This is a genomic window from Sphingobium phenoxybenzoativorans, assembly GCF_001757355.1.
GTDB lineage: Bacteria > Pseudomonadota > Alphaproteobacteria > Sphingomonadales > Sphingomonadaceae > Sphingobium > Sphingobium phenoxybenzoativorans.
Genome location: NZ_MINO01000002.1, coordinates 83,735 through 109,320 on the forward strand (window position 1 = coordinate 83,735; position 25,586 = coordinate 109,320).

Sequence of the window (25,586 nt, forward strand, 5' to 3'; positions counted from 1 at the left end):
CGAAGGAGAACGACATGCATGACCGCCGCGAAATGCTGACCTTCGCCGTCCTTGGCCTGGCCGCCGGCGCTCTCCCGCTTCCCGCTGCAGCAGCCGAGAGTAGCGCAAAATTCGGATTGATTGGCCAGATGCTGGCCAAGCCAGGCAAGCGCGACGAACTCGTCGGCTATCTGAAAGAAGCGACGGGCGCGATGCCCGGCTGTCTGTCCTATGTCGTGGCGCTGGATACCGCCAATGCCGACGCCATCTGGATCACTGAAGTCTGGGACAGCCGGGAGAGTCATGCGGCTTCGCTGAAACTCCCCGCCGTGCGCGCCGCGATAGAGAAAGCCAGACCCGTTATCGCAGGCTTTCCCCAGCATTTCGAGACGGTTCCCGTAGGCGGGGTGTAGGGCAAGCGCTCCTGCTTTCGCATGCGCGCAACAGGGGCTAAGGAGTCCCGATGACCGATCCCGCCACCCTGTCCGAAGCCGATGCCGCCAACCGCCTGATGCGGCTGGCGAAGGAGATCGGCAAGCATAACAAGCTGTATCATGACAAGGACGCGCCAGAGATCAGCGATGCGGACTATGACGCGCTGATCCGCGAGAATAACGCGCTGGAGGCTGCGTTCCCACATCTGGTCCGGTCGGATTCTCCCAATGCGCAGGTGGGGGCAGAGCCGACATCCGCGCTGAAGAAGGTGGCCCATGCGGTCCGGATGATGAGCCTGGACAACGGCTTTTCGGATGAGGACATCGCCGAGTTCATCGCCCGCGTCCGACGATTCCTGAACCTGTCCGAAGATACGCCGGTCGCCCTGACGGCGGAGCCTAAGATCGATGGCCTGTCCTGTTCCTTGCGCTACGAGAAGGGCGCGCTTGTGCTGGCCGCGACCCGCGGCGACGGCACGACCGGAGAGGATGTCACGGCGAACGTCCGCACCATCGCGGACATCCCAGGCACGTTGACGGGCGAAGGCATACCCGATGTGTTCGAGATCCGCGGCGAGGTCTATATGGCGAAGGCGGATTTCGCCGCTCTCAACGCCCGGCTGCTGGCGGAGGCCGAGGACCCGACCAAGGCGCGGCAGTTCGCCAACCCTCGCAACGCCGCCGCCGGGAGCCTGCGGCAGAAGGACCCGGCCATTACGGCCAGCCGCCCGTTGCGGTTTCTCGCCCATGGTTGGGGCGAACATAGCGCGGTTCCGGCCGATACGCAGATCGGCGTGATGCGCGCCATCGGCGGCTGGGGCGTGCCGGTGTCGGAGCGTCTGACCTGCGTCGATACGCTGGAGGCGCTGATCGCCCATTACCGCCGGATCGAGGCGGAGCGGGCGGACATGCCCTTCGATATTGACGGCGTGGTCTACAAGGTGGACCGGCTCGACTGGCAGCAACGGCTGGGCTTTGTCGCCAAGTCGCCGCGCTGGGCGATCGCACATAAATTCCCGGCGGAGCGGGCGCAGACGACGCTGGAGGCCATCGACATCCAGGTTGGCCGGACGGGCAAGCTGACGCCGGTCGGGCGGCTGACCCCGGTGACGGTGGGCGGCGTGGTGGTATCCAACGTGACGCTTCACAATGCCGACGAGATCGCGCGGCTGGGCGTGCGGCCGGGAGACCGGATCGTCGTGCAGCGCGCGGGCGACGTGATCCCGCAAGTGGTGGAGAATTTGACGCGGGAGGAACCGCGTGACGCTTTCGTCTATCCCGACCACTGCCCCGTCTGCGGATCGGAAGCGGTGCGCGAGGAAGGGGAAGTCGACATCCGGTGCACCGGCGGGTTGATCTGCGGCGCACAGCGGTTCGAGCGGCTGCGGCATTTCGTCAGCCGGGGGGCGCTGGACATTGAGGGGCTGGGCGAAAAAACGATCCAGGAATTTCTCGACCTCGGCTGGATCAAGGAGCCGGCCGATATTTTCCGGCTGAAGGCGCATCGCGACGATCTTCTCAGCCGTGAGGGGTGGCAGGAGAAGTCGGTCGATAATCTGCTGGCGGCGATCGAGGCGAAACGGGAACCGGATGCGGCCCGCCTACTGTTCGGTCTCGGCATTCGTCATGTGGGGGCGGTTACGGCGCGGGATTTGCTCAAGCGCCTGACCAGCATCCGTGCAGTGCGGACGCTGGCCGGGGAGATCATCGCCTTGCGAGACGCCGCAACAGCCGTGGATGGCGAGGCGGAGACGCGATTCAGAAACCGGCTGGACAAAGCCATCGCCGAAACGATTTCTGTCGAACAGATTGGCGCGGCGGTTGGCCATGCACTGGCCGATTTCTTCCACGAACCGCATAACGTCGAAGTGTGGGAGGATCTGCTCTCCGAGGTATCGCCGCCCGACTATATCGTCGAGACGCGGGCCAGCAGCGTGTCGGGCAAGACGGTTGTGTTCACCGGCAAGCTGGAGACGATGAGCCGCGACGAGGCGAAGGCGCAGGCGGAATCGCTCGGCGCGAAGGCGGCCGGGTCCGTCAGCGCCAAGACCGATCTTGTCGTCGCGGGACCGGGCGCGGGCAGCAAGCTAAAACAGGCGGCGGCTCTGGGCATCGAGGTGATCGACGAGGCCGCCTGGGCGGAGATCGTGCGGGGCGCCTAGAAAAGCGCAGCTACACCGCCTGTGCTACGTGCTGGATATCGATCGGCATCGGGCCGGGCGACTGCGCGAAACGCTTCATCCGCAGCCTTATCCGGTACCATTTCTTGAGGTCTGGCCAATTCTCCGCGTCACGCGCGCGACGGATGCTTTCCTCAACCAGAAATTCCGCCTTTCGCGAAAAGCTGTAAGTAGACGGCCCCGCAATCTGTGCGGCATCATAATGTGCGGCGTACATGGATATACTCCTGACACATCCCCGCCGATTCAATGATGATCAGTCAGATAGGTTCCATTTTTTCTTATCTTAACAATAATTTAACTACGATTCTTTTGTTGGAGCTGGAAACCAGCGCATTACGCCCGATGCAGTTGGCGTCCAGACGCCGATACGGACGCCGATCGCGCGCAGCTTTGCGCCTGTCCATTCGTTGCAGGTCGTGACCGCACTGTATCGGCCGCGGCCGGGATAAAAGACATCGTCGGCGGCATAGCCCCTGACCGCTGCGCCAGGTGCGAACTCGGATTCCAGCAACCTGGTTAGCCTGAGATATTGATATTCCGTCAGAAGAATGGGGCGCAAGTCCGGGCCATTCCAGACGCGGCGAAGATGATCGACATGAACAAGCGTCCGGTCGCTGCCGATCATCGCGCGAAGGGCCGTGCCGATCCTGACGTCCGACCAGCGCGGCGTGTTCAGGTAAAAGTCCCGCTGACCCCAGCCAAAGATCAGCCAGCTTCCGGCCCGGCGCGGATCGGGCAGATCGCTAGCCCGGATGCGGTTGCGCCAATCGTGGAGCGGGTTGACGGCGGGCAGGACTAGGCCGGTATGGACGCCATTGGTATAGACATAGATGGTGATGCCGGAGCGGGGCGGGACCCAGCCGCGATTGGCCGGGATGATGGAACCCGCGAGGACGGCGAGCAGGATCAGCAGGGGAAGGGCAATGAAGGCAATGCCTGCCCTCAGCCATCGACTGTGCGGCCAAAGCATAGTGTCCAGTATATCGTTCGGACTGGAGCTTGTCGAAGCTCAGACAGGATTACGCCGAGAGAAGAGGGGGGAGGCGGACAAAGAAGCGGGATCCCGGATCAGGTCCGGAATGACGAATATGGGTGGGCGAGGGCCGGTATGACAGCGGAAAACTGTTGCATTGCAGCATCGTCACAAACTGCCTTTCAAACGTAACCGATCCGTCATCGCCTTGCCGCGCGGCAGTCATTTCGCTGGCGCAAAGGCCCCTCCGTGCATTTCCACGAAGGGGGAACGATCATGTCACATTCCAAACTATCCCTGTTGGCGGCCGTCGCCACTATTGCCCTTATTCCATCGGCGTTTCCGACGCTTGCGCTCGCGCAGGATGTCGCGCCGGCCGCCGCAGCCGCTGCCGACGCATCGGCCGACTCAGGCGATGACATCATCGTTCTGGGCTTCGGCGAAGTCCGTCAGGTGCAGACGATCGGCAAGGACGACATCGCCCTGCTGACGCCCGGCACCACGCCGCTGAAGGCGATTTCGAAGCTGCCCGGCGTCAATTTCCAGTCGGCCGACGCTTTCGGCGCCTATGAATGGTCGTCGCGCATCTCGCTGCGCGGTTTCAACCAGAACCAGTTGGGCTTCACGCTGGATGGCGTGCCGCTCGGCGATATGAGCTATGGCAACTATAACGGCCTGCACGTCAGCCGCGCGATCATCTCCGAAAATCTGGGCACCGTCGCCGTCAGCCAGGGCGCAGGCAGCCTGTCGACCGCATCGATCAGCAATTTGGGCGGCACGCTGCAGTTCACCTCGCGCGACCCATCGGCAGACATGGATATCGTGGCGTCGGGCACTTATGGCAGCGATGAGACGATGCGCGGCTTCGTGCGTGTCGAGAGCGGCGACATGGGCGGCGTGCGCGGCTACGCCAGCTACGGCTATCTGAAGGCCGACAAGTGGAAGGGCGTCGGCAAGCAGGAGCAGCATCAGGCCAACGCCAAGATCGTTGCTGACATTGGCGACGGCAAAATCACGGGATTCGTCAACTTCTCCGACCGTCGCGAGAATGACTATCAGGACATGTCGGCCGCGATGATCCAACGGCTCGGCAGCAACTGGGACAATATCTCCGGCGACTGGGCGACCGCCTACCGGCTGGCCGCGATCTACCAGAACCAGAATGCGGGCACGGCCGATCCGGCTTTCCTGCCTTACCCGACCTATGGCACGACATTTCCTGCGCCGTTCGAAACGGTGGACGACGCCTATTTCGACGCAGCGGGCCTGCGCCGCGACTGGCTGACCGGCCTGACGTTCGAGACGCCGGTGACGAGCAGCGTGCGGTTCAAGCTGCAGGGATATTACCACAACAATCACGGCCAGGGCCTGTGGTGGACGCCCTATGTCGCCAGCCCGACTGGCGCGCCGCTCTCCATCCGCACCACCGAATATGACATGGACCGCATGGGCACACTGGCCAATGTCACCTGGGAAATGGGCGCGAACACCCTGGAAGTGGGCGGCTGGTTCGAAAATAACGACTTCCACCAGGCGCGGCGTTTCTATTCGCTGGCAAATACGCTGGGCGGCTCCTCACGCGACAGCACGAAGTTCCAGACCAACCCGTTCGCGACGCAGTGGGAGTTCAAATATTCGACCGAGACCGTCCAATATTATGTCTCCGACAAGATTGATCTGGGCAGCCTGACGCTGTCGGGCGGCTGGAAGGGCGTGCGGGTCCGGAACACGGCGAACCCGATCGTCAAGGGCGGCCTTGCCTCCGGCAAGATCGAATCGAAGGACTGGTTCCTGCCGCAGGTCGGCGCGCTGTTCCGCGTCAATGACAATGCCGAACTGTTCGCCAACTATACCGAGAATTTCCGTCCCTTCGTGTCGGCGGCGACATCGGGTCTGTTTGGCGTGAGCCAGGCGAGCTTCAACGCCAGCGCCACCAATCTGAAACCGGAAACCTCAAAGACGATCGAAGGCGGCGCCCGCATCCGCGCAGGCAGCTTCCAGGGATCGCTGGCGGCTTATTATGTCGACTTCAAGGATCGCATCCTGAGCGTCCAGGTCGGTTCGCCCATCGAGGGTCGTCCTTCCGAGTTGCAGAATGTCGGTTCCGTCCGGTCCTATGGTTTCGAAGCTGCGGGCACATTCACACTGATGCATGGCCTCTCGGCCACGGCATCCTACGCCTATAACGACTCCACCTATCGCGATGACGTTCTGAACGGCGTGACCGTCGTTCCGCTTAAGGGCAAGACCGTCGTGGACAGCCCCAAGCATATCGCATCGGGCGAAATCGCCTATGATGGCGAGATGTTCTTCGGCCGGATCGGCGCAAACTATATGTCGAAGCGTTACTACACCTATCTCAACGACCAGTCGGTCAAGAGCCGGGTGCTTGTCGACGCCAGCATCGGCATCAAGGTGCCCGAAGGCATGGGCTTCCTGACGGGCTTCGCGATCGAGGCGTCCGCCACCAACCTGTTCGACAAGGAATATGTCTCCACGGTCGGTTCGGGCGGCTTCAGCAACAGCGGCGACGGCCAGACCCTGTTGCCCGGCGCGCCGCAGCAATTCTTCGTCACGCTGCGCCGGGGGTTCTAATCATGACAAAGGAATTGGGCCGCCGCGATGTCCTGAAAGCCGGTGTGGCCGCGACATCGTTCGCGGCCCTTTCCCCCGCCTTTGCCGCTCCGGCGGACAAGGCGCTGACCCGGATCGCCTTCGGCTCCTGTGCGCATCAGGACAAGGAGCAGCCGATCTGGGACAAGGTGAATGCCTGGGAGCCAGAGCTTTTCATCTTCCTGGGCGACAATATCTATGGCGACACGCAGGACATGAACGTCATGCGGGCCAAATATACCAAGCTGTCGGAAAAGCCCGGATACCGGACGCTGCGCAAGGCGACGCAGTGCATCGCGACCTGGGACGATCATGATTATGGCGTCAATGACGGCGGCTTCGAATATCCGAAGAAGAAGGAATCCAAGGAGTTGTTCCTGGAGTTCTGGAACGAGCCGGCCGACGGCTTCCGCCGCAGTCATGAGGGTATCTATACCAGCTATTTCTTTGGGCCGAAGGGGCGGCGGGTGCAGGTGATCCTGCCCGACAACCGCACCTTCCGCACCGGCCTGATGGGATATACGACACCGCTTCCGCCATCCGGGCCGTACCTCGTCAACAGCGATCCCAAGGCGACGATGCTGGGCGCGGCGCAATGGGAATGGCTGGAGGCGGAACTGCGCAAGCCCGCCGATCTGCGCATCCTCGCCTCATCGACGCAGGTGGTGGCCGACCATCCGGGTCATGAGGCGTGGTGCAATTTCCAGGCGGATCATCAGCGGCTGCTCGACCTGATCGACTTCGCGCAGGTCGAGAACCTGATCGTGATTTCCGGCGACACCCATTATCCGGAACTGTCGCGTCTGGCCGAGGGGATGCCTTATCCGCTCTACGATCTCACCTCATCGGGTCTGACGGAAGTGTGGGAATCCTTCGGTCCGAACAAAAACCGCATCGCGCAGGGGCCGCTGGCGCCGAATTTTGGGCGACTGACCATCGATTGGAGCGGCAAGGAGCCGTCCGTGTTGATGGAGGTGCAGATGCTCGACGGGCAGGTGGCGATCAGTCACCGGGTGCCGTTTGCGGAGCTGAAGCAGGGATTACGATGAGTTAGCCTCCGTTCGCCCTGAGCTTGTCGAAGGGCTGCACTTCTTTCTAGAAGGGCAAGGCTTCGACAAGCGCAGCCCGAACGGCTCGAATCACCAGCTTCCAAACCCCGGTGTTTCTCCGGTAACCTGCGTGGCGACGCGCACCGGGCGCTGGCGGCCGATGGTGGGGCGCTTGCGCAGGCGGAGCGTTGGCCATTGGCCATGCTGGTTGCTGTTGTCGATGCGGTCGGCGAGGCGCATGCCCTGCCTGCGATAGGCTGCGATGACCCGATCCGCCTGCGTGTCGAGAAGTCCCGCGAGGATCAGCGTGCCGCCATCCTCCAACAAAGCGCAGAGCGAGGGCGCGAGATCGATCAGCGGTCCCGCCAGGATGTTCGCGATGATGAGGTCGTAAGGCGCTCGGCCGATAATCGCGGGATGGTGCGCGCCCGCCGCCGTCACCAGAGCAAGCTGCCCGCCGCCATTGCCCAGGGGCACGGCGTTCACCCGCGCATTCTTCTCCGTAACCTCCACCGATACGGGATCGATATCCGATGCGATGGCATAGGCGCGGGGCCACAAATGCATGGCGGCGAAGGCGAGGATGCCGGTGCCGGTGCCGATGTCCACGATATTGCCGAAACGGTGGCCAAGGCGGCGGGCGCGATCCAGCATGCGCAGGCAGCCTGATGTGGTCTCATGCTGCCCGGTGCCGAACGCCTGCCCTGCAGTGATCAGATAGTTACGGAAACCTGCCTGTTCCGGGTCGCTTGCCATGTTGCGGACGTAAAATCGACCGGCGGCGACCGGCTCCAGGCCCTGCTGGCTGAGCGTGACCCAATCTTCGGCGGGAAGCTGCTCCAGAATCGGCGTCGCCGCAGCCGCGCTCGGCACCAGGGTACGGACGAGCGCGATGGTCTCCTTGCCCGGCTTGCCCTCAAAATAGGCATCCAGCCGCCATTGCAGCGGATCGTCCGGCTCCACTTCGCTGGTCATCAGCGCGGGCGGATTGTCGAGCATGGCGAGCAGGCCGATATCGTCCGACAACGCCTCCGCTTCCTCGCGGGTGCAGGGGAGGGTGAGTTTCCAGCTTTCGGCTGCGGCTGGATCAGCGGACATAGCTGGCTCCATTGGCGTCGAGTATGGCGCCGGTCATGGAGGGCGGGGCGCCCTTCGCAAGAAAGGCGGTGATCGCGGCGATTTCCTCCGGCGTCGCAACGCGGCCGAGGGGAATGTCGGCGAGGAGCTGATCGCCGCCGCGGCTGGAGAGATAATCCTGCGCCATACCGGTTATGGTAAAGCCGGGGCAGATGGCGAAGGCCAGGATATTGTCCAGTGCATAGGCCCGCGCGATCGTCTTGGTCATGGCGACCATGCCGCCCTTCGACGCCGCATAATGCCAATGGGCGGGCGAATCGCCGCGATAGGCGGCCCGGCTGGCGATATTGATGATGCGGCCAGGCGTGGCCTTCTCCCGCCAATGCAGGACGGCGCGGCGGCACAGAATGGCCGATGCCTCAAGATTGATCGTCATGGTGCGCCGCCAATTGTCGAGCCAGCCATCCCCGTCGAGCGGCGCTTCCTCAAAAACGCCCGCATTGTTGATGAGGACGTCTATACGTCCGCCAAGAGCATCCAGCGCATTGTCCCAGAGCGCGTCGGCGGCGCCCTCAGCGCTCAGGTCCGCATCGCGGCTGCTGGCGGCAAAAAGGCGGTTGCCGGGTTTCAGCGTTTCCGCAATGGCCGCGCCAATGCCGCGCGACGCGCCGGTCAAAAGGATATGCTGTGTCATCGCGCCCGCTTAGACGAGCGCAGGTCCGCGGGAAAGAGAGACGGTGAAAACCGGCTCTGGCGCGGTTATAGGGCCAGATTCAGGCTTGGCCTCAGGCCACGCGGCGGCCAAATTCGGCTGAAGCTTCGCGCAGGGTCGACAGTTTGCCCTCGACACTCACGAAGCCGCGCTCAAGCTCGTCGATTTCCGAGGCGACGACTTCCGTGTCCTGGCGGATGGCGGAGATGGTCGAGGACATGGAGTCGGCGGCCAACGCCGTTTCGTCGACGGCGGCGGTGATCATGGTGACGGTCTGCGCCTGCGCGTCCATCGCAATGCGGATGCGGTCGGCGGAGGTCTGCACCTCGTCCACCGTGTCGCGGATGCGCTGGTTGGTTTCGACCGACTGGCGGGTCGATACCTGAATGGCGGAAATCTTGCCGGCGATGTCGTCGGTCGCGCGGGCCGTCTGGCTGGCGAGCGACTTCACTTCCTGGGCGACGACCGCAAAGCCTCGGCCTGCGTCTCCAGCGCGGGCGGCCTCGATGGTGGCATTGAGCGCGAGCAGGTTGGTCTGCCCGGCAATGTCGCGGATGAGGCCAAGGATCGATTCGATCGACTTGGCATGTTCCGACAGGGTGGTTGACATGGTGACGGCGTCACCGGCCTGGGCCGACGCGCGGGCGGCGACTTCGGCCGCGCCCTCGACTTCGGCGCGGGCGTCCTCGATCGCGCGGATGAGGCCGGCGGAGGTCTGAGCCGCCTCGCGCATGGCGAGGGCGGATTGTTCGGCGGCGGCGGCGACTTCCGACGCCTTGCCCAGCATGCCGCGGGTGGCGGCGGATGCATCCTTGGCCTGTTCGCGCAGACCCTCGCCCAGCATCGATGCGCCGTCGATTTCTCCAACGATGCGCTTTTCGAACAGGGTGCCGTTCAATTCGCGTTCGGCCTCTTCTTCCTCCGCCACATGGGTTGCCAGGGCGGCGCAGATCAATTCCGATTCCACCATTGAGAGACGCAGCATTGCGCGCATCAGGCGGCGGCGTTCGCCATCATCCTGACCAGTCTGGTCCCATATAACGTCGCACACGCTTTCGTTCGCGGTGGACATCGCCACCAGCACAGTGCGGATGGAAATGCTGTGCTTGCGTGCGTGAATGACGCAGGCGCGGCCCGAATTGGCCCAGTTCTCCGAGCGGAGATTGGTGAATTTCTCGCGGACGTAGCGCAGAATTTCAGCCTGCAGCTTTTCGAGCGCAGCCGCGGACAGGCGATCCGCAAGCCCGCTGCTGGCGAGATAGGCGTCCAGGAAGACCTTGGCCGTGCTGCGCCCCTGATCGGGCAGCAGAGCGAAGATGGCCGCGCAATCTTCCGCCAGCGTGTCGCCGGGATCGAATTCCTTCAGCCGTTCCTGCATCGTCACATCCACCTTTGCGCGCCGCGCCATTTCCGGTTCTCCAGAACATCCCCCGCGGGTATCTTTGGACCCGTCACCACGGTCTTATCCCGGAACTGGTTAATCATCTCTTATACAACCATCAGTTTTCCCCCCCGCGAAGGGGGTGAAGTGACGGCAAGTAGCAAAGATGGTTCTGATAATTGCGCGATGGAGGGGTGCGCGCTAAGGGGATCGGGAATCATAGACGCTCAAGGGACCCACACCGCATGGCGCGATCCACCAACAGGCCGTTATCTCCGCATCTTACGATATGGAAATGGGGGCCGCATATGGCGATTTCCATCTTCCACCGCATCACCGGCAGCGGCCTTGCGACCGTAGGCGCGCTTGGGCTGGTCTGGTGGCTGTGGGCGGCGGCGAGCGGCAAGGCGGCTTATGAAACCTTCATCGCCTGCGCGACTTCGCCGATCGGTTATCTGGTCCTGATCGGTTTGACCTGGGCTTTCTTCCAGCATCTCTTTTCCGGCCTGCGCCATTTCGTGCTGGATATCGGCGCGGGATATGAGCTGAAGACCAACAAGAGCTGGTCGATCCTCGTCTTTGTTCTGGCCATCGCTGCCACCGGCATCCTGTGGCTTGTCATTCTTGCGGGGAAAATCTGATGGGCACGGGAACCGGCATCGGCCGCGTAAGGGGCCTCGGCAGCGCCAAGACGGGCGCGCATCACTGGATTCAGCAGCGCGTGACGGCGGCGGGCAACGTCCTGCTGCTCGTCTGGTTTCTGATCAGCCTCTTCAAGCTGCCCGGCCTCGAATATGCGGAGGTCGTCGCCTGGCTCGGTCAGCCGCTGGTCGCGGTGCCGATGATGCTGATGCTCGCCAACCTGTTCTGGCACCTGCGTATGGGCCTGCAGGTCGTGATCGAGGATTATGTCCATGAGGAGGGCACCAAATTCGGCACGCTCCTCCTTCTCAACTTCTACGCCATCGGCGGAGCCGCGCTCGGCATCTTCGCCATCGCCAAGATCGCATTTACCGCAGGGGCCGCTTCCTGATGTCGACGGACAGCTACAAGATCATCGACCATACCTATGACACGGTGGTCGTCGGCGCAGGCGGTTCCGGCCTGCGCGCCACCATGGGCAGCGCCGAGGCGGGCCTGAAAACCGCGTGCATTACCAAGGTATTCCCGACCCGCAGCCATACGGTCGCGGCGCAGGGCGGCATCGCCGCCAGCCTTGGCAACAACACGCCGGATCACTGGACCTGGCACATGTACGACACCGTCAAGGGGTCGGACTGGCTGGGCGACCAGGACGCCATCGAATATATGGTGCGCGAGGCGCCTGCCGCGGTCATCGAACTGGAGCATGCGGGCGTGCCGTTCAGCCGTAACCCGGAGGGCACCATCTACCAGCGGCCCTTTGGTGGTCACATGCAGAATATGGGCGCTGGTCCGCCCGTGCAGCGCACCTGCGCCGCCGCCGACCGCACCGGCCACGCCATGCTTCACGCGCTCTATCAGCAGAGCCTGAAATATGATGCGGACTTCTACATCGAATATTTCGCCATCGACCTGATCATGGAAGATGGCCCGAACGGCAAGGAATGCCGCGGGGTCATTGCGCTCTGCATGGAGGACGGCTCCATTCATCGCTTCCGCAGCCATGCGGTCGTGCTGGCGACGGGCGGTTATGGCCGGTCCTATTTCTCCGCAACATCGGCGCACACCTGCACCGGAGACGGCGGCGGCATGGTGCTGCGCGCCGGCCTGCCGCTGCAGGACCTGGAGTTCGTGCAGTTCCACCCGACCGGCATCTACGGCGCTGGCGTGCTGATCACCGAGGGCGCGCGCGGCGAGGGTGGGTATCTCACCAACTCCGAGGGCGAACGCTTCATGGAGCGCTATGCCCCGTCCGCGAAGGACCTGGCGTCGCGCGACGTTGTCTCCCGCTCGATGGCGATGGAGATGCGCGAAGGGCGCGGCGTCGGCGAGCATAAGGATCATATCTTCCTGCACCTCGACCATATCGATCCCAAGGTGCTGGCCGAGCGCCTGCCGGGCATCACGGAGAGCGGCAAGATTTTCGCGGGCGTCGACCTGACCCGTCAGCCGCTGCCGGTGACGCCGACCGTCCATTACAATATGGGCGGCATCCCCTGTAACTATCATGGGCAGGTGGTGACGAAGAAGGATGGCGATCCCGAAGTCATAGTGCCGGGCCTGTTCGCCGTGGGCGAGGCCGCCTGCGTGTCGGTGCATGGCGCCAACCGCCTTGGCTCCAACTCGCTGATCGACCTTGTCGTGTTCGGCCGCGCGACCGGCCTGTTCCTCAAGGACAATGTGAAGCCCAACAGTTCGCACAGGGCGTTGCCGAAGGATTCGGCCGATCTGGCGCTTGGCCGCCTCGACCATTATCGCAACGCCAAGGGCGGTTCGCCGACCGCGCAGGTCCGTCTGGACATGCAGCGCACGATGCAGAAGCATGCCGCCGTGTTCCGCGACACCGCGCTGCTGGCCGAGGGCGTCGAGCGGATGCAGAAGGTCAACAAGCGGATGGAAGACATCGGCGTGACCGACCGTTCGCTGATCTGGAACACCGATCTGGTCGAGACGCTGGAGCTGGATAATCTGATGGCGCAGGCTGTGTGCACCATGGAAAGCGCAAACAACCGCAAGGAATCGCGCGGCGCCCATGCGCATGAGGACTTCCCGGATCGCGACGATGCGAACTGGATGAAGCACACGATTAGCTGGTTCGACGGCTGGGGCGGCAAGGGCGGCAAGGTGACGCTCGATTACCGTCCGGTGCACGACTATACGATGACCGACGAAGCGGAATATGTGAAGCCCAAGGCGCGCGTATACTGAGTTGATGCTTCAGCGGTAGGGAATGACAGGGGCCGGTGATGAACCGGCCCCTTTTCCTATTTGGCAACATGCCGGGCGGTCCCAATAAGGCACGGCCGTTAACCATTTATCCGTGTTTACGGAAGTGGTTAACGGGTTCATGACATTTGCATGACAGACGCAGCGTCAGCATAGCCATGGGAGGGCTGGACACAGCCGTTGCCGGTCTATGCTCCCGCTTGCAGGGCCAATGGCCGCTATTCGATCATATCGTCCTGGACCTGTTCCAGATGGACACTTTCAAATTGATGCCGATGATGACGGTCATCGTCGCGCTTTGGCTGTCGGCAACGGAAAATCCCGTCCGGCAGAAGGCGCTGTTTGATGGGGTTGTAGCGGGTTTCCTTGCGCTCATTCTGTCGCGCGTCATCCAGAATAGCGGGCCATTCCGGGCGCGGCCGGCTTTGTCCGGGCAATTCGTCTTTCCTGTGCCGGACGACGGGTTTCCGAACGACTGGAGCTCTTTTCCCAGCGATACGGCCAGTCTGGGCTTCGCCCTTGCCTTTGCGATCTGGAGGACGTCGCGGCCTCTGGGCGCGGCCGCCTTCCTGTGGGCGACAGTGGTCGTGACGTTTCCGCGCCTTTATGGCGGGTTCCATTATCCCAGCGATATCCTGGCCGGGGCGGCGATCGGCATGGGCTGCGCATGGCTCTATCCGCGCTCCGGCCGTGTGGCGGAATGGGTGTGGACAACCGCAGACAGGATAAGGGCATGGCGGCCGGTTTGTTTCTACGCCGCGCTCTTTGTCGTGGCGTTTCAGCTCAGCACCTATTTCTACGATATTCGCAGAGCGGGTCAGAAGTCACTGGAAACTGCGGGAATTGTGCGCACCGCCAATTGATCGCGGCTAGGTGGACCGCGCGTTCGACTATGATCTTTGCGGGAACAGGACCGCCGCAATCCTCTTTTCACCGGCGCAAAACAGGTCTGCATGTTGACGCGCGGAGAGCCTGATGCTCTGGTCCGGGCCGGAAGCAGAGGAGCGGCATGATCCATCGCGAGCGTCATTCGATCAACCGCATCGGCTGGTTGCGGGCGGCCGTGCTGGGCGCGAATGACGGTATCGTATCCACCGCCAGTCTGATCATCGGCGTGGCGGCCGCCGGAGCGGCGCGAGAGAATATCCTGCTGTCCGGCATCGCCGCTCTGGTGGCGGGGGCCATGTCGATGGCGGCCGGAGAATATGTCTCCGTCAGTTCCCAGTCCGACACGGAGCGCGCGGATTTGAAAAAGGAGCGGCGCGAACTGGCCGATGAGCCTGAGCTGGAGCTGCAGGAGCTGACCGCAATCTATATGGGCCGCGGGCTGTCGTCCGATCTGGCGAGGCGGGTGGCAGAGCAATTGACCGCGCATGATGCGCTGGCCGCGCATGCGCGTGACGAACTCGGCATTTCGCCCGAACTGGCCGCCCGGCCCCTGCAGGCGGCGGCGGCATCCGCCCTGACATTCAGCGCGGGGGCAGCGGCGCCATTGCTGGCCGTGGCGGCGATGCCGGTCGACGGGCTGCTCTACGCCGTGCCCGTGGTGGCGCTGCTGGGGCTGATCCTGCTCGGCTATCTGGGCGCATGGGCCGGTGGAGCGAAGGCGACGCGGCCCGTATTGCGCGTCGCCATCTGGGGTGTGCTCGCCATGGCCGTCACCGCCGGGATCGGGCGGCTGGTGGGAACGGTGGTCTAGGCGACCGCCGGCTGTTCCAGCAACAAACCGAGCGGCACTGCATTCACCACCACGCTGCCCGCATCCACGTTGGAAATGCGCAGTTTTGCCTTGGCGCTATAGGGAATCAGCGCGCAGATGGTCTGCGGCGAAATGGAAGGGTTATCGCCCATATAATCGGCGGTGACGCCCTTCGCGACCGTGGTTCCGTTTATGATGATTTCGCAGATGGTCACGAAGCGAACCTGATGTCCCGCAGCGAAAATGATGCTGGTGAAAGTTCCCGGCTTCAGGTCATATTCGCCCATCGCCGTGCCTATATTGGTCGTCTCAAACATAAGCCCTCCTGACGGAAGCCGGTATTGGCGTCCGCATGCAGGATAGGCCGATATCTCCGTTTCCGGACGCAGCAGTCTGCGCCATTCTGCTCCCGATCCGGCTGTGAATGGTTCGTTCTGAACCTTTGGGTTGCAGGCAGGGACGGTAGCGGGAATAGTCCAGACATATTCCGCCCCATGATGAAGGACTTGCCGTTATGAAGCGCCCGGCCGCCGCTCTATTCCTCGCTCTTTTGCTTTCGGCTGGAGCGCCTGCATTCGCCGCGCTGTCGCCCGCCGAGCAGAAGATGGGCGTGACTGTGGATACGGAATATGACCGGACGGTCGCCCTGTTGGAGAAGCTGGTCAACCAGAATAGCGGTTCCATGAATATCGCTGGGGTAACGGCCGTGGGCGACATGATCCGGCCGGAGTTGGAGGCGCTGGGCTTCAAGGTCGAATGGAAGCCGATGGCTGCGGCCAAGCGGGCGGGGCACATCGTCGCGACGCATAAGGGCAAGGCGGGTACGAAACGGCTGCTGCTGATCGGGCATCTGGATACGGTGTTCGAGGCGGACTCGCCGTTCCAGACCTTCGTGCGAAAGGGCGATGAGGCGGAAGGGCCCGGCGTGGGCGACGACAAGGGCGGCATGGTGGTGATGCTGTCCGCGCTGCGCGCCATGCAGGCGGCGGGCGCGCTGAAGGATGCGAATATCGAGATCGTGCTGACCGGTGATGAGGAGGATGCGGGGGATCCGGTCTCCATATCCCGTGCGGACCTGATCGCGGCGGGCAAGCGGGCGGATGCGGCGCTGGATTTCGAGGGGCTGGCCGTGGAGGACGGCAAGGATATGGGGTCCATCGCCCGGCGCTCCTCCAATAGCTGGACGCTGAGCGCGACGGGCAAATCCGGGCACAGCTCACGGATATTCTCCGAAGCGGCGGGAGATGGCGCGATCTATGAACTGGCGCGGATCATCACTGCGTTCCGGAAAGAGCTGCCGGAACCAAACCTGACGTTCAATGTCGGGCTGGTCGGCGGCGGGCAGAGTGCAGACGTCGACAAGGATGGCGTGCGCATCGCGGTGACGGGCAAGACCAACATCATCCCGCCTATCGCTGTGGCCAAGGGCGATTTCCGTACGCTGTCGCAGGAGCAGACCGACCGGGTGCAGGAGAAGATGATAAAGATCGTCGCCGCCCATTCGCCGGGCACGGACGCGAAGATCAGTTTCGAGCAGGGCTATCCGCCGATGGCGCCAACAGAGGGAAACAAGGCGCTGCTGGCCAAACTGAACGGTGTGAATGCTGACCTTGGCCTGCCGGAAATGCCGACGCTTGATCCGCTGAAGCGCGGGGCGGGCGACATAGCCTTTGTCGCGGCGGATGTGGACGGGCTGGTCGGACTTGGCGTGGCGAGCCGGGGCGACCATGCGCCCGGGGAAACGGCTGACCTCAACAGCATCAAGCGGCAGGCGAAGCGGGCCGCGATATTGATGACCCGCCTTTCCCGCGAGAAGCGTTAGGCTAGTCAGACTGCTGACAGCGCCAGTCCGGCGAGCGCTGCGATGCAGAGCAGTGGCATGATGCCGATCCTGAAACGGAACAGCAGGATTGCCGCGCCGACGCCGAGCAGGGCTGCCCGCCAGTCGAGGGTGGACCAGTCCGGGCTATAGAGGCGAAGCGGTCCCCACGCGCTTTCCCGCACCAGGCCGAACAGGACATGCAGGGCGAACCAGACAGTGAGGTTGGCGATCACGCCGACGACAGCGGCGGTCAGCGCAGCGAGGCCGCCCTGCAGCTTGCGGGCATGCTCAAGGCGCTCCATCCATGGCGCGAGCGCGAATATCCAGAGGAAGCAGGGGGCGAAGGTTACCCATGTCGTCAGGACCGCGCCGATGATCCCGGCGGTGAGCGGGCTGAATGGGGCAGGCGCGCGGAATGCGGCAAGGAAACCGACGAACTGCGTGACCATGATCAGTGGGCCGGGCGTCGTTTCCGCCATGCCCAGGCCATCGGCCATTTCCCCGGCCGTCAGCCAGTGGTGGGACTGCACTGCCTCCTGCGCCATATAGGCCAAGACAGCATAGGCTCCGCCGAACGTGACGACGGCGAGTTGCGAGAAGAAGGCGCCGATCGTCCAGAGCACATGTCCGGGACCAAGCGCGGCAAGGATGAGGAGCATGGGCGCGGCCCATACCAGCAGCCAGCCGAGAATGGTGTAAAGCGACCTGCGGACAAGCGCTCCGCGCGGCGCGGGGGCGGGGCTCTCGATCGGGGGTTTCAGCCGGAGCCATTGCGGGCGATATGCCGCCGCCGCCATGCCCAGTGCGCCGCTGCCCAGGACGACGAGCGGGAAGGGGAGATTGAGGAAGAACAGCGCGATGAAGGATGCCACGGCGAGCGCAACCTTGAACCGGCTGTTTAGCGCCCGCTTGCCGATGCGGATCAGCGCCTGCGCCACTATGGCCAGCACAGCCGCCTTGATCCCCAGGAAAAGAGCCGCGAACCAGCCGAAGTTGGCGGCATAAGCATAAAGGATCGACAGGCCCAGGATGACCAGTGCGCCAGGCATGACAAACAGCAGGCCAGCAACAAGGCCGCCTCTCAATCCATGCAGCCGCCAGCCGATCCATGTCGCAAGCTGCTGCGCCTCCGGTCCGGGCAATAAGTGGCACAGGTTGAGCGCGCGCAAATATTGCTCCTCATCGACCCACTTGCGCTTCTCAACGATCTCCTCATGCATCAGTGCGATCTGTCCGGCGGGTCCGCCAAAGCTGATGAGGCCGATGCGGCCGAATGTCCCGATCATCTCACGAAAGGATGGCAGCGCCATATATACGTCCCCCTCGGCCCGCATGGGCCGGTTTTGCCGCAACACTTGGGCGGGGACGCCTGATCGGGAGGTCGCCTGATCCCGATGGTTGATCCTAACAACAGCGACGGCCTGTTTTCAAGTGGCGTGATGAGGGTTGTTTGCATGCAATGTCTTGCCTAGTCTTGCCCCAAATCACCGGATCACAACCCATCAGGAGAGACTGTCGATGCGCTACGCCACCCTTGGGAACACCGGTCTTATCGTTTCGCGGCTCGCATTCGGAGCGATGACCTTTACGCAGGGCAATCGCGACAATGGCGCGATCTTCAAGGTGGGGGAGGAGGTGGCCGACCAACTGGTGGGCCAAGCGCTGGATGCCGGGATCAATTTCTTCGACACGGCGGACGGTTATGCTGGCGGCGAGTCAGAAATATTGTTGGGCAAGGCGCTGGCCAGCCGCCGCAAGGATGTGGTGATCGCCACGAAGGCCGGTTTCCGATCCGGTCCTTCGCCCACGCAATCCGGCCTGTCGCGCCGGCATATCCTGTGGTCGGTCGACCAGAGCCTCAAGCGGTTGGGGACGGATTGGCTGGATATCTATATCGCTCACCGCGAGGACCCTTTCACGCCGCTGGAGGAAACGCTGGAGGCGCTGGATGCTGTCGTCCGGTCGGGCAAGGTGCGGTATCTGGGCTTTTCCAACTGGTCCGCGTGGAAAGTCGCCGCCGCCATGGAAATCCAGAAGGCAAACGGCCTTGCGCCCTTCACCCACGGCCAGATGTATTATTCGCTGTTGGGCCGCGACGTTGAGCGCGACATCATCCCGATGATGCAGCGATACGGGCTGGGCATGACCATCTGGAGTCCGCTGGCCGCCGGTTTTCTGAGCGGGAAATATACGCGCGAGACGCTCAGCGATCCCGAAAACCGCCTGTCCGGCTTCGACCTGCTGCCGTTCGACAAGGAGCAGGGTTTTGCGCTGGTTGAACAGATGCGGCCGATCGCGCAGGCGCATGGCGCCAGCGTCGCCCAGGTGGCGATTGCCTGGCTGCTGACCCGCAATGCCGTGACGAGTGTGATCCTTGGCGCCAGCAAGCCGCACCAGTTGGAGGACAATCTGGGCGTCGCCACACTGACATTGACCGCGGAGGAACTGAAAACCCTGGACGATGCAACGCCGTTACCGCTGGTCTATCCCAACTGGTTTGCCGAGAAGATGGCCGATCAGGATACGAGAAAGGCGCTGGGCAGGTAGCGCGGGGGCTCACGCCACTTTGCCCCTCAGATAGCGCCCTTGAACGTGTCGCATTGCGAGGGGTCGCCGGTGGACAGGCCCCTGCGCAGCCACTCCATCCGCTGGGCCGAGCTGCCATGGGTGAAGCTGGCCTCAACCGGACGGCGGCCAGCCGCCTTCTGGAGCGTATCATCGCCAATCGCATGGGCAGCGGTCATGCCTTCCTCCAGATCGCCCTGTTCCATGAGGCCGGTGTCCTTGGCCCAGACGCCCGCATAGCAGTCGGCCTGCAACTCAACCCGCACCTGCAGGGCATTGCCCTGTTCTTCGCTGACCGAACGCTGGCGTTTGTTCACGTCGCCCAGCGTGCCTTCCAGGTTCTGGATATGATGGCCGACCTCATGCGCGATCACATAAGCCTGCGCAAAGTCGCCGGGCGCGCCGAAACGCTGGCGCAGTTCTTCGAAGAAATCGGTGTCGAGATAGACCTTCTGGTCGGTCGGGCAATAAAATGGTCCCATCGCTGATTGCGCCGCGCCGCACCCCGATGTGCCGCTCTGCGAATAGAAAGAGAGGATGGTTGGCCGGTATTGCTGGCCCGATTGCTGGAACAGCTTGCCCCATGTCCGCTCGGTTGACCCCAGCACCTTGAGCGACCAGTGCTGAATTTCCGTGAGTTGCTGCGGATCGTTGCTGGCAGGCGCGCTCTGCTGTGTCGGGGCCATGCCGGTGCCGCCGCCCAGCAGCGATAGCGGATTGACGCCCATCACCAGCATGATGCCGACGACAACGACGATCCCCATGCAGCCGAAGCGGCTGCTGATCAGCGGCAGCAACAGGCCGAGCATCCCACCGCCGCCGCCTCCGCCAAAGCCCCCGAACCCGCCGCTACCGCGGCCCTGCACCTCGAAATTGGTGCTTTCCTGTTCGTTGTCGAGGCGCATGCAGGAGTCTCCCGGAGCTTGGTTTGACCAAGCTTAGGACATAGCGGCGGGGGCGAACAGGGTAAACGCGCTTGGACGGTCAGCGATGACTATCTGAGATTTATTACCGGGATTTCATTGGAACTGTCACGCGGACGGTTTATATTGCACTGCAACAGCGTGAAAGGACCCCCGCCTTGGCTGACATCGACCCCACCCGCCGCTTCAAGGGGCAGAACGCCCCCGTTCCTCTCCCGGACAATGTTGCGCTGCTGTTGCAGGGCGGCGGCGCATTGGGATCGTTCCAGGCTGGTGTCTATGAACGGCTGGACGATCTGAAGATCGAGGTGGACTGGGTTGCGGGCATTTCCATCGGTGCGGTCAACGCGGCGATCATCGCGGGCAACCCGCCCGAACGGCGCATGGAAAGGCTGCATCGTTTCTGGGACTTGGTGAGCGGCGGCATGCCGAATTTCTGGATACCGGAGAATGATCATATCCGCGAGGCTGCGCATCTGGCGGCCGCCGGCGCGGTCGCGATGTTCGGCGTACCCGGCTTCTTCCGCCCCCATATCATACCCCCGCAATTCATGCCGGAGGGATCGCCGGAGGCCACCAGCCTTTACAATGTGGGCATGCTTGAGGCGACGCTGAACGAGCTGATCGACTGGAAGCTGCTGAATGACGGCCCGGTGCGGCTGTCGGTTGGCGCGGTCGATGTGCAGAGCGGCGATTTCGTCTATTTCGACACGCGCGGACGGGATGGCGAGTTCGGCGCGAATACGAAGATCGATGCGCGGCACATCATGGCGTCCGGCGCGCTGCCGCCCGGCTTTCCGGCGATCAAGATCGGCCGCCGCTATTATTGGGACGGCGGCATCGTGTCGAACACGCCGCTTGCTCATGTGCTCGACCATGCCAGCGGCGATACGCTGGCGTTTCAGGTGGATCTTTTCCCGGCCGAAGGACCGCTGCCGAAGGAACTGACAGACGTCTATTCGCGGCAGAAGGATATCCAATATTCCAGCCGCACCCGGCAGGTCACCGATCAGTATCTGCGCATGCGGCGCGAGCATAAGATGGTGCGCGATGCACTGCGCACCCTGCCGCCGGAGATGCAGGACCATCCGAAGATCAAGGCGGTGTGCGAGACGCTGCGCGACGAGGCGGTCAATATCGTCCATCTGATCTACCGCAGCCGCAACTGGGAAAGCGGCGCGCGCGATTTCGAATTTTCGCGCGCGACCATGCTCGATCACTGGCAGCAGGGGCGGGACGCGGTGGATGGCGTGATGTGCAAGGGCGATATCCTGGCGCAGAACATCCTGAACGGCGAGAGCGCGGCGTTTGATCTCGACCGGCACGATCATCTAACGGAGAAGAGCATATGACCCAAGGCATGTCGCTGGCTGGCAAGACCGCCCTCATCACCGGTTCCACTTCCGGCATCGGTCTGGCCTATGCCAAGACGCTGGCCGGGGAGGGCGCGAATGTCGTCATCAACGGGTTCGGCGACAAGGATGCGATCGAGAAGGAGCGCGTCGGCCTGGAGGCGATCAGCGGAGCGAGGGCGCTCTACAGCGGTCATGACCTGACCAAAGTGGACCAGATCGAGGCGATGATGGCGGAGGCTGCGGCGGCGTTCGGCGGCGTCGATATCCTGATCAATAATGCAGGCGTGCAGCATGTCGCCCCGGTCGAGGAATTCCCGATCGACAAATGGGACCTGATCATCGCGCTGAACTTGAACAGCGCCTTCCACACCTCGCGCCTGGCAATACCCTATATGAAGTCGAAGAAGTGGGGGCGGATCATCCAGACGGCGTCGGCGCACTCGCTGACTGCCTCGCCTTTCAAGAGCGCCTATGTGACGGCGAAGCACGGCCTGGCCGGCTTCACCAAGACGCTGGCGCTGGAGCTGGCGACATTCGGCGTCACCGCCAACTGTATCTCTCCTGGCTATGTCTGGACTCCGTTGGTGGAGGCGCAGATCCCTGACACGATGAAGGCGCGCGGCATGACGCGCGAGCAGGTGATGAATGACGTGCTGCTCGCCGGTCAGCCGACCAAGCAGTTCGTGACATCCGAACAGGTGGCTGCAATCGCGTTGTTCCTGTGCGGAGACGCGGCCAGCAACATTACCGGCGCGAATATCTCCGTCGATGGCGGGTGGACGGCGCAGTAGGCCAGCCAATCGTTATTCACCCGAAACGGACCAGTGTCGCCTTGTCTGCGATGCGCGAATCGGTGACCCTCTCCCTGGTTGTGCTGGCTATTGGGGGGCGGGGACATGGCGCGTTTTCAGGCATTGGCAGCAGGTGTTTCGATCGTCGCTTTTCTGGGTGGATGTGCGACCGTCACGAGTAAGGATGGTCGAAGCATCGGGGGACAGGAAGGAGTCGCCTATTATCTGCCCAAGCGAGATGTGAAATTTTCCGCCGAGCGCAAGCTCGTCACTAAGAAGGAAATCGACAAGCAGAAAAGCGATGCGAGCGACGCGCTGGACTCGGCGAACGCCGCGAAGAAGGCCGCAGAGGCGGATTTGGAAAAGTGGAAGCAGGAACTTAGCCATCTAGCCGATACGTCCAAAGCGTTCGAGCCTACGCTGGCAAAGCGGGACAGTGCGCAGGCTGCGGTCACGGTCGCAGACCTGGAGGGTAAGGCCGCCAAGGCGAAACTGGATGAAGCCGACGCCCTGATTGGGAAGATGAAGGCCACCGGAGGCGAGTGTCTCTTCACCTACAGCGCCAAGATGGAATTGATGGACGCCGTGGCCGATCCGGCGCAGCCTTTCACGGCGGACTTCTCCCATAACATATTGCGTGATGATGATGGTACGTTGACAGTGACAAAGGACGGCCTGTTGTCGTCCGGCAAGGCTGTCGCGACCGACCGGACCGGAGACATTATCGTAGAGCTTGCGGGTGCATTGAGCGGGCTCGGTATCATCCCTGTCGGAGGAGAATCCGGTCAATTATTCAGCATGCCTAGCCAGAAGCCAGCTTCTGCGCCGGATTGTGCGACGCGGCTTGAAATCACCAAATTCGTCTACTTGTTCGACCCTGTGAATGCGGGGCAGGCAGTCGGATTCAGTCAATCACCAAGATCGCCATTTTCGGCGCAGGCACCAGAAACGACGACTGCGCCGGACGCAAGCCCACCGCCTGAGGCAAATGCGACAGAGGCCGCTCCGGCAGCGCATTCTGCAGAGCAGTCGAGTCATCAGGAAGCGCCCGCCCAAGACGGTTCGGGACTTGTATTTGAAGGCGACGCGCCCGCCCCCTCCGTTCCAGAGGCAATAGCGGAGGCTGATGGGGATGCCCGCTCCCGTATAACGGACATGGCCGCGAAATTCGATAAGCAGAACCCTTTTCCCGAGGGCACGCTCAATGCACTGAACTGGGAACTGCACGCGGCGGGGTGGCCGTTCAACGTGGCGGTTCAGGGTGGTGGTGGCGATGCCGGGCCGCCGAGGGACGTTGCAGGGCCGGGTAGTGCCGGCGCGCTTTTCTACCGGACGGCAGCCCCGGTCCTGCTGCAGCTTCGGCAGTGCGCGACGGGGCCGTGCTCCGAAATCGGCCAGCCAGTCGATGCGGCGATCGTATCGTTGCCGCAGGCGGGAAGAATATCCTATATCCCGATGCGATCCTCCGCATTCGTCAAGACGACCGACGACGTCGCCTTTGAAAATGGCATGCTGACGAGTTGGAGCGCAAGCAGGCCGAGTGAGGTTATGGAGATTGTCCGTCTGCCGGTCCGGGTGTTGACGTCAATCGTCTCCGTCCCCGCGCAGCTCATATCTTTACGCTTCGATCTTTCCGACAAGCAGAAAAGTCTGGCGGACATCCAGCAATCGCAAATCGAATCCCGGTCCAGACTCGACGCTCTTCGCCTTTGCCTGACAAACGCCCGCAGCCAAGGCACCGACGCGCTCTCCTGCTTCCCGGAAGACTGAGGGGCCTTTTCCCGCTGGCATCCCGCACGGCGCTCCCTATTCTGCTTTCCAAGCAAGGGAGACATTGATGCGCCACACCTTCACGGCCGTTCTGACCGCCGTCCCGTTCATATTCACGACGCCTGCCATCGCCCAGGATATCGCCGGCACGATCAAGGGCGACATGCCCGGGCTGATGGAGCTTTACCGGGACCTGCACAGCAACCCGGAGCTTTCCCAACAGGAGGTGAACACGGCGGCTAAGCTTGCCGCGCGTGCAAAGGCGATGGGCTTCACGATTACCGAGAAGGTCGGTGGGACCGGCGTGGTTGCGGTGCTGAAAAATGGGCCGGGACCGGTGCTGCTGATCCGTGCCGACATGGACGGGCTGCCAGTGGTGGAACAGACGGGTCTTCCCTTCGCGTCCAAGGTCAAGGCGACGACGGCGGGCGGCATAGAGAGCGGCGTCATGCACGCTTGCGGCCACGACACGCATATGACTGCCTGGGTGGAGACGGCGAAGCTGTTGACCTCCATGAAGGACAAATGGTCGGGCACGTTGGTCATGATCCTGCAACCCGCCGAGGAAACGGGGAAGGGCGCGCGGATGATGCTGGAGGACGGACTTTATACCCGCTTCCCGCGTCCAACCCATGCGATCGCCTTTCATGATGCCGCGAATTTCGAGGCCGGGCGGATTGCCTACACGCCGGGGCCGGCGCTCGCCAATGTCGACAGCATCGATATCGTCGTGAAGGGCGTGGGTGGGCACGGGGCCTATCCGCAGACGACAAAGGACCCGATCGTGCTGGGCGCGAAGATCGTCATGGCGCTGCAGACATTGGTCAGCCGGGAGCAAAACCCCCATGACCCGGCAGTGGTGACGGTCGGCAGCTTCCGCGCCGGCGCCAAGCACAATATCATTCCCGATGAGGCGACATTGCTGCTGACGGTGCGCAGCTATTCGGACGAAACGCGGGCGAAGCTGATCGACGGGATCAAGCGCATCGCGCGGGGCGAGGCTATCGCGTCCGGCATGCCGGAGGACAAGATGCCCGTGGTGACCGTGCAGGACGAATTTACTCCGTCCACCTATAATCCGCCCGAATTTGCCGAGCAGATGGCGACAGTGCTGCGGGGGCATTTCCCGCCGGGAACGGTGGTGAAGGCTCCGGCGGTCATGGGTGGCGAGGATTTCGGCCGCTTCTGGCGGGAGGACAAGTCGATCAGGAGCCTGATCTTCTGGGTCGGCGGCGTACCATCCGCACAAATGGCGGAGGCGGCGAAAGGCAAGGCGTTGCCATCCCTGCACAGCCCGTTCTGGGCGCCGGAAGCGGAAAAGGTCATTCCGACCGCAGCGGAGGCTATGACCGTGTTGGCACTGGATATTCTGAAGAAGAAATAGGCGGCAAG

At 62.8% G+C, this 25,586-nt stretch carries 23 protein-coding genes; 15 read left to right on the top strand and 8 right to left on the bottom strand.

The window, feature by feature from the left end; translation table 11 throughout:
• Positions 1–14 precede the first annotated feature (14 nt).
• Positions 15–392: a putative quinol monooxygenase gene (locus BHQ40_RS01815; RefSeq protein WP_070151578.1), complete on the top strand. Its 378-nt coding sequence runs from the start codon at positions 15–17 to the stop codon at positions 390–392.
• A 50-nt stretch (positions 393–442) separates the two neighbouring features.
• Positions 443–2,575 (top strand): NAD-dependent DNA ligase LigA, encoded by a 2,133-nt coding sequence (ligA, locus tag BHQ40_RS01820; protein WP_070151579.1) that lies wholly within the window; start codon positions 443–445, stop codon positions 2,573–2,575.
• 10 nt (positions 2,576–2,585) lie between these two features.
• Here ligA and BHQ40_RS01825 read toward each other — a convergent pair whose 3' ends face one another.
• Positions 2,586–2,810 carry a hypothetical protein gene (locus BHQ40_RS01825; protein WP_070151582.1) on the bottom strand — a complete coding sequence of 75 codons (225 nt, stop codon included), beginning with the start codon at positions 2,808–2,810 and terminating at the stop codon, positions 2,586–2,588.
• 84 nt (positions 2,811–2,894) lie between these two features.
• Entirely contained in the window at positions 2,895–3,566 is a 672-nt protein-coding gene (locus BHQ40_RS01830) for a TIGR02117 family protein (RefSeq protein ID WP_070151584.1), read from the bottom strand.
• A gap of 279 nt (positions 3,567–3,845) precedes the next feature.
• Between BHQ40_RS01830 and BHQ40_RS01835 the strand changes: the two genes are divergently transcribed.
• Both BHQ40_RS01835 and BHQ40_RS01840 read left to right on the top strand, forming a co-directional pair.
• Positions 3,846–6,164: a TonB-dependent receptor gene (locus BHQ40_RS01835; RefSeq protein ID WP_070151586.1), complete on the top strand. Its 2,319-nt coding sequence runs from the start codon at positions 3,846–3,848 to the stop codon at positions 6,162–6,164.
• Between the two features lie 2 nt (positions 6,165–6,166).
• Positions 6,167–7,231, top strand: a complete 1,065-nt coding sequence (locus tag BHQ40_RS01840; RefSeq protein ID WP_070151588.1) for an alkaline phosphatase D family protein — start codon at positions 6,167–6,169, stop codon at positions 7,229–7,231.
• Between the two features lie 90 nt (positions 7,232–7,321).
• Here BHQ40_RS01840 and BHQ40_RS01845 read toward each other — a convergent pair whose 3' ends face one another.
• The 3 genes from BHQ40_RS01845 to BHQ40_RS01855 form a co-directional block, all read right to left on the bottom strand.
• Positions 7,322–8,329, bottom strand: coding sequence for a 50S ribosomal protein L11 methyltransferase (locus tag BHQ40_RS01845; protein WP_070151590.1), 1,008 nt, complete (start codon positions 8,327–8,329; stop codon positions 7,322–7,324).
• Entirely contained in the window at positions 8,319–9,002 is a 684-nt protein-coding gene (locus BHQ40_RS01850; RefSeq protein WP_070151592.1) for an SDR family NAD(P)-dependent oxidoreductase, read from the bottom strand. Before BHQ40_RS01850 ends, BHQ40_RS01845 begins: the two co-directional genes overlap by 11 nt.
• A 91-nt stretch (positions 9,003–9,093) precedes the next feature.
• The gene (locus BHQ40_RS01855) at positions 9,094–10,428 is read right to left on the bottom strand and encodes a methyl-accepting chemotaxis protein (RefSeq protein ID WP_083276629.1); all 1,335 of its coding nucleotides are present in this window, start codon (positions 10,426–10,428) and stop codon (positions 9,094–9,096) included.
• A gap of 218 nt (positions 10,429–10,646) precedes the next feature.
• On the opposite strand from BHQ40_RS01855, the gene sdhC reads away from it, so the two are divergent.
• From sdhC to BHQ40_RS01880, 5 genes are all read left to right on the top strand, one after another.
• A complete protein-coding gene (gene sdhC, locus BHQ40_RS01860) occupies positions 10,647–11,042 on the top strand; it encodes a succinate dehydrogenase, cytochrome b556 subunit (protein ID WP_070151594.1) in 396 nt (131 codons plus the stop codon).
• Complete coding sequence (sdhD, locus tag BHQ40_RS01865) at positions 11,042–11,434, top strand: succinate dehydrogenase, hydrophobic membrane anchor protein (RefSeq protein WP_070151596.1); 393 nt, start codon at positions 11,042–11,044, stop codon at positions 11,432–11,434. Before sdhC ends, sdhD begins: the two co-directional genes overlap by 1 nt.
• On the top strand, positions 11,434–13,251 hold the full coding sequence (gene sdhA / locus BHQ40_RS01870; RefSeq protein ID WP_070151598.1) for a succinate dehydrogenase flavoprotein subunit: 1,818 nt from the start codon (positions 11,434–11,436) through the stop codon (positions 13,249–13,251). The genes sdhD and sdhA overlap by 1 nt, the downstream gene beginning before the upstream one ends.
• Positions 13,252–13,397: 146 nt before the next feature.
• Entirely contained in the window at positions 13,398–14,132 is a 735-nt protein-coding gene (locus BHQ40_RS01875) for a phosphatase PAP2 family protein (RefSeq protein ID WP_171905730.1), read from the top strand.
• A 146-nt stretch (positions 14,133–14,278) separates the two neighbouring features.
• On the top strand, positions 14,279–14,968 hold the full coding sequence (locus BHQ40_RS01880) for a VIT1/CCC1 transporter family protein (protein ID WP_070151602.1): 690 nt from the start codon (positions 14,279–14,281) through the stop codon (positions 14,966–14,968).
• On the opposite strand, the gene BHQ40_RS01885 is transcribed toward BHQ40_RS01880, so the two are convergent.
• Complete coding sequence (locus BHQ40_RS01885) at positions 14,965–15,285, bottom strand: hypothetical protein (RefSeq protein WP_070151604.1); 321 nt, start codon at positions 15,283–15,285, stop codon at positions 14,965–14,967. The two genes, BHQ40_RS01880 and BHQ40_RS01885, sit on opposite strands and share 4 nt — an antisense overlap.
• 197 nt (positions 15,286–15,482) lie before the next feature.
• Here BHQ40_RS01885 and BHQ40_RS01890 point away from each other — a divergent pair, with 197 nt between their 5' ends.
• Entirely contained in the window at positions 15,483–16,790 is a 1,308-nt protein-coding gene (locus BHQ40_RS01890) for a M20/M25/M40 family metallo-hydrolase (protein WP_070151606.1), read from the top strand.
• 5 nt (positions 16,791–16,795) lie between these two features.
• Here the strand turns inward: BHQ40_RS01890 and chrA are convergent, their stop codons facing one another.
• Entirely contained in the window at positions 16,796–18,100 is a 1,305-nt protein-coding gene (gene chrA / locus BHQ40_RS01895; protein ID WP_070151807.1) for a chromate efflux transporter, read from the bottom strand.
• Positions 18,101–18,308: 208 nt separating this feature from the next.
• On the opposite strand from chrA, the gene BHQ40_RS01900 reads away from it, so the two are divergent.
• A complete protein-coding gene (locus BHQ40_RS01900; RefSeq protein WP_070151608.1) occupies positions 18,309–19,337 on the top strand; it encodes an aldo/keto reductase in 1,029 nt (342 codons plus the stop codon).
• 26 nt (positions 19,338–19,363) lie between these two features.
• Here the strand turns inward: BHQ40_RS01900 and ypfJ are convergent, their stop codons facing one another.
• Entirely contained in the window at positions 19,364–20,260 is an 897-nt protein-coding gene (gene ypfJ / locus BHQ40_RS01905; protein ID WP_070151610.1) for a KPN_02809 family neutral zinc metallopeptidase, read from the bottom strand.
• A 176-nt stretch (positions 20,261–20,436) separates the two neighbouring features.
• Here ypfJ and BHQ40_RS01910 point away from each other — a divergent pair, with 176 nt between their 5' ends.
• The 4 genes from BHQ40_RS01910 (at position 20,437) to BHQ40_RS01925 (ending at position 25,578) form a co-directional block, all read left to right on the top strand.
• The gene (locus BHQ40_RS01910; protein ID WP_070151612.1) at positions 20,437–21,630 is read left to right on the top strand and encodes a DUF3734 domain-containing protein; all 1,194 of its coding nucleotides are present in this window, start codon (positions 20,437–20,439) and stop codon (positions 21,628–21,630) included.
• A gap of 8 nt (positions 21,631–21,638) precedes the next feature.
• The gene (locus BHQ40_RS01915) at positions 21,639–22,424 is read left to right on the top strand and encodes a 3-hydroxybutyrate dehydrogenase (RefSeq protein WP_070151809.1); all 786 of its coding nucleotides are present in this window, start codon (positions 21,639–21,641) and stop codon (positions 22,422–22,424) included.
• 105 nt (positions 22,425–22,529) lie between these two features.
• Complete coding sequence (locus BHQ40_RS01920; RefSeq protein ID WP_070151614.1) at positions 22,530–24,194, top strand: hypothetical protein; 1,665 nt, start codon at positions 22,530–22,532, stop codon at positions 24,192–24,194.
• Between the two features lie 67 nt (positions 24,195–24,261).
• The gene (locus BHQ40_RS01925; RefSeq protein ID WP_070151616.1) at positions 24,262–25,578 is read left to right on the top strand and encodes an amidohydrolase; all 1,317 of its coding nucleotides are present in this window, start codon (positions 24,262–24,264) and stop codon (positions 25,576–25,578) included.
• The last annotated feature ends 8 nt before the right edge of the window (positions 25,579–25,586 follow it).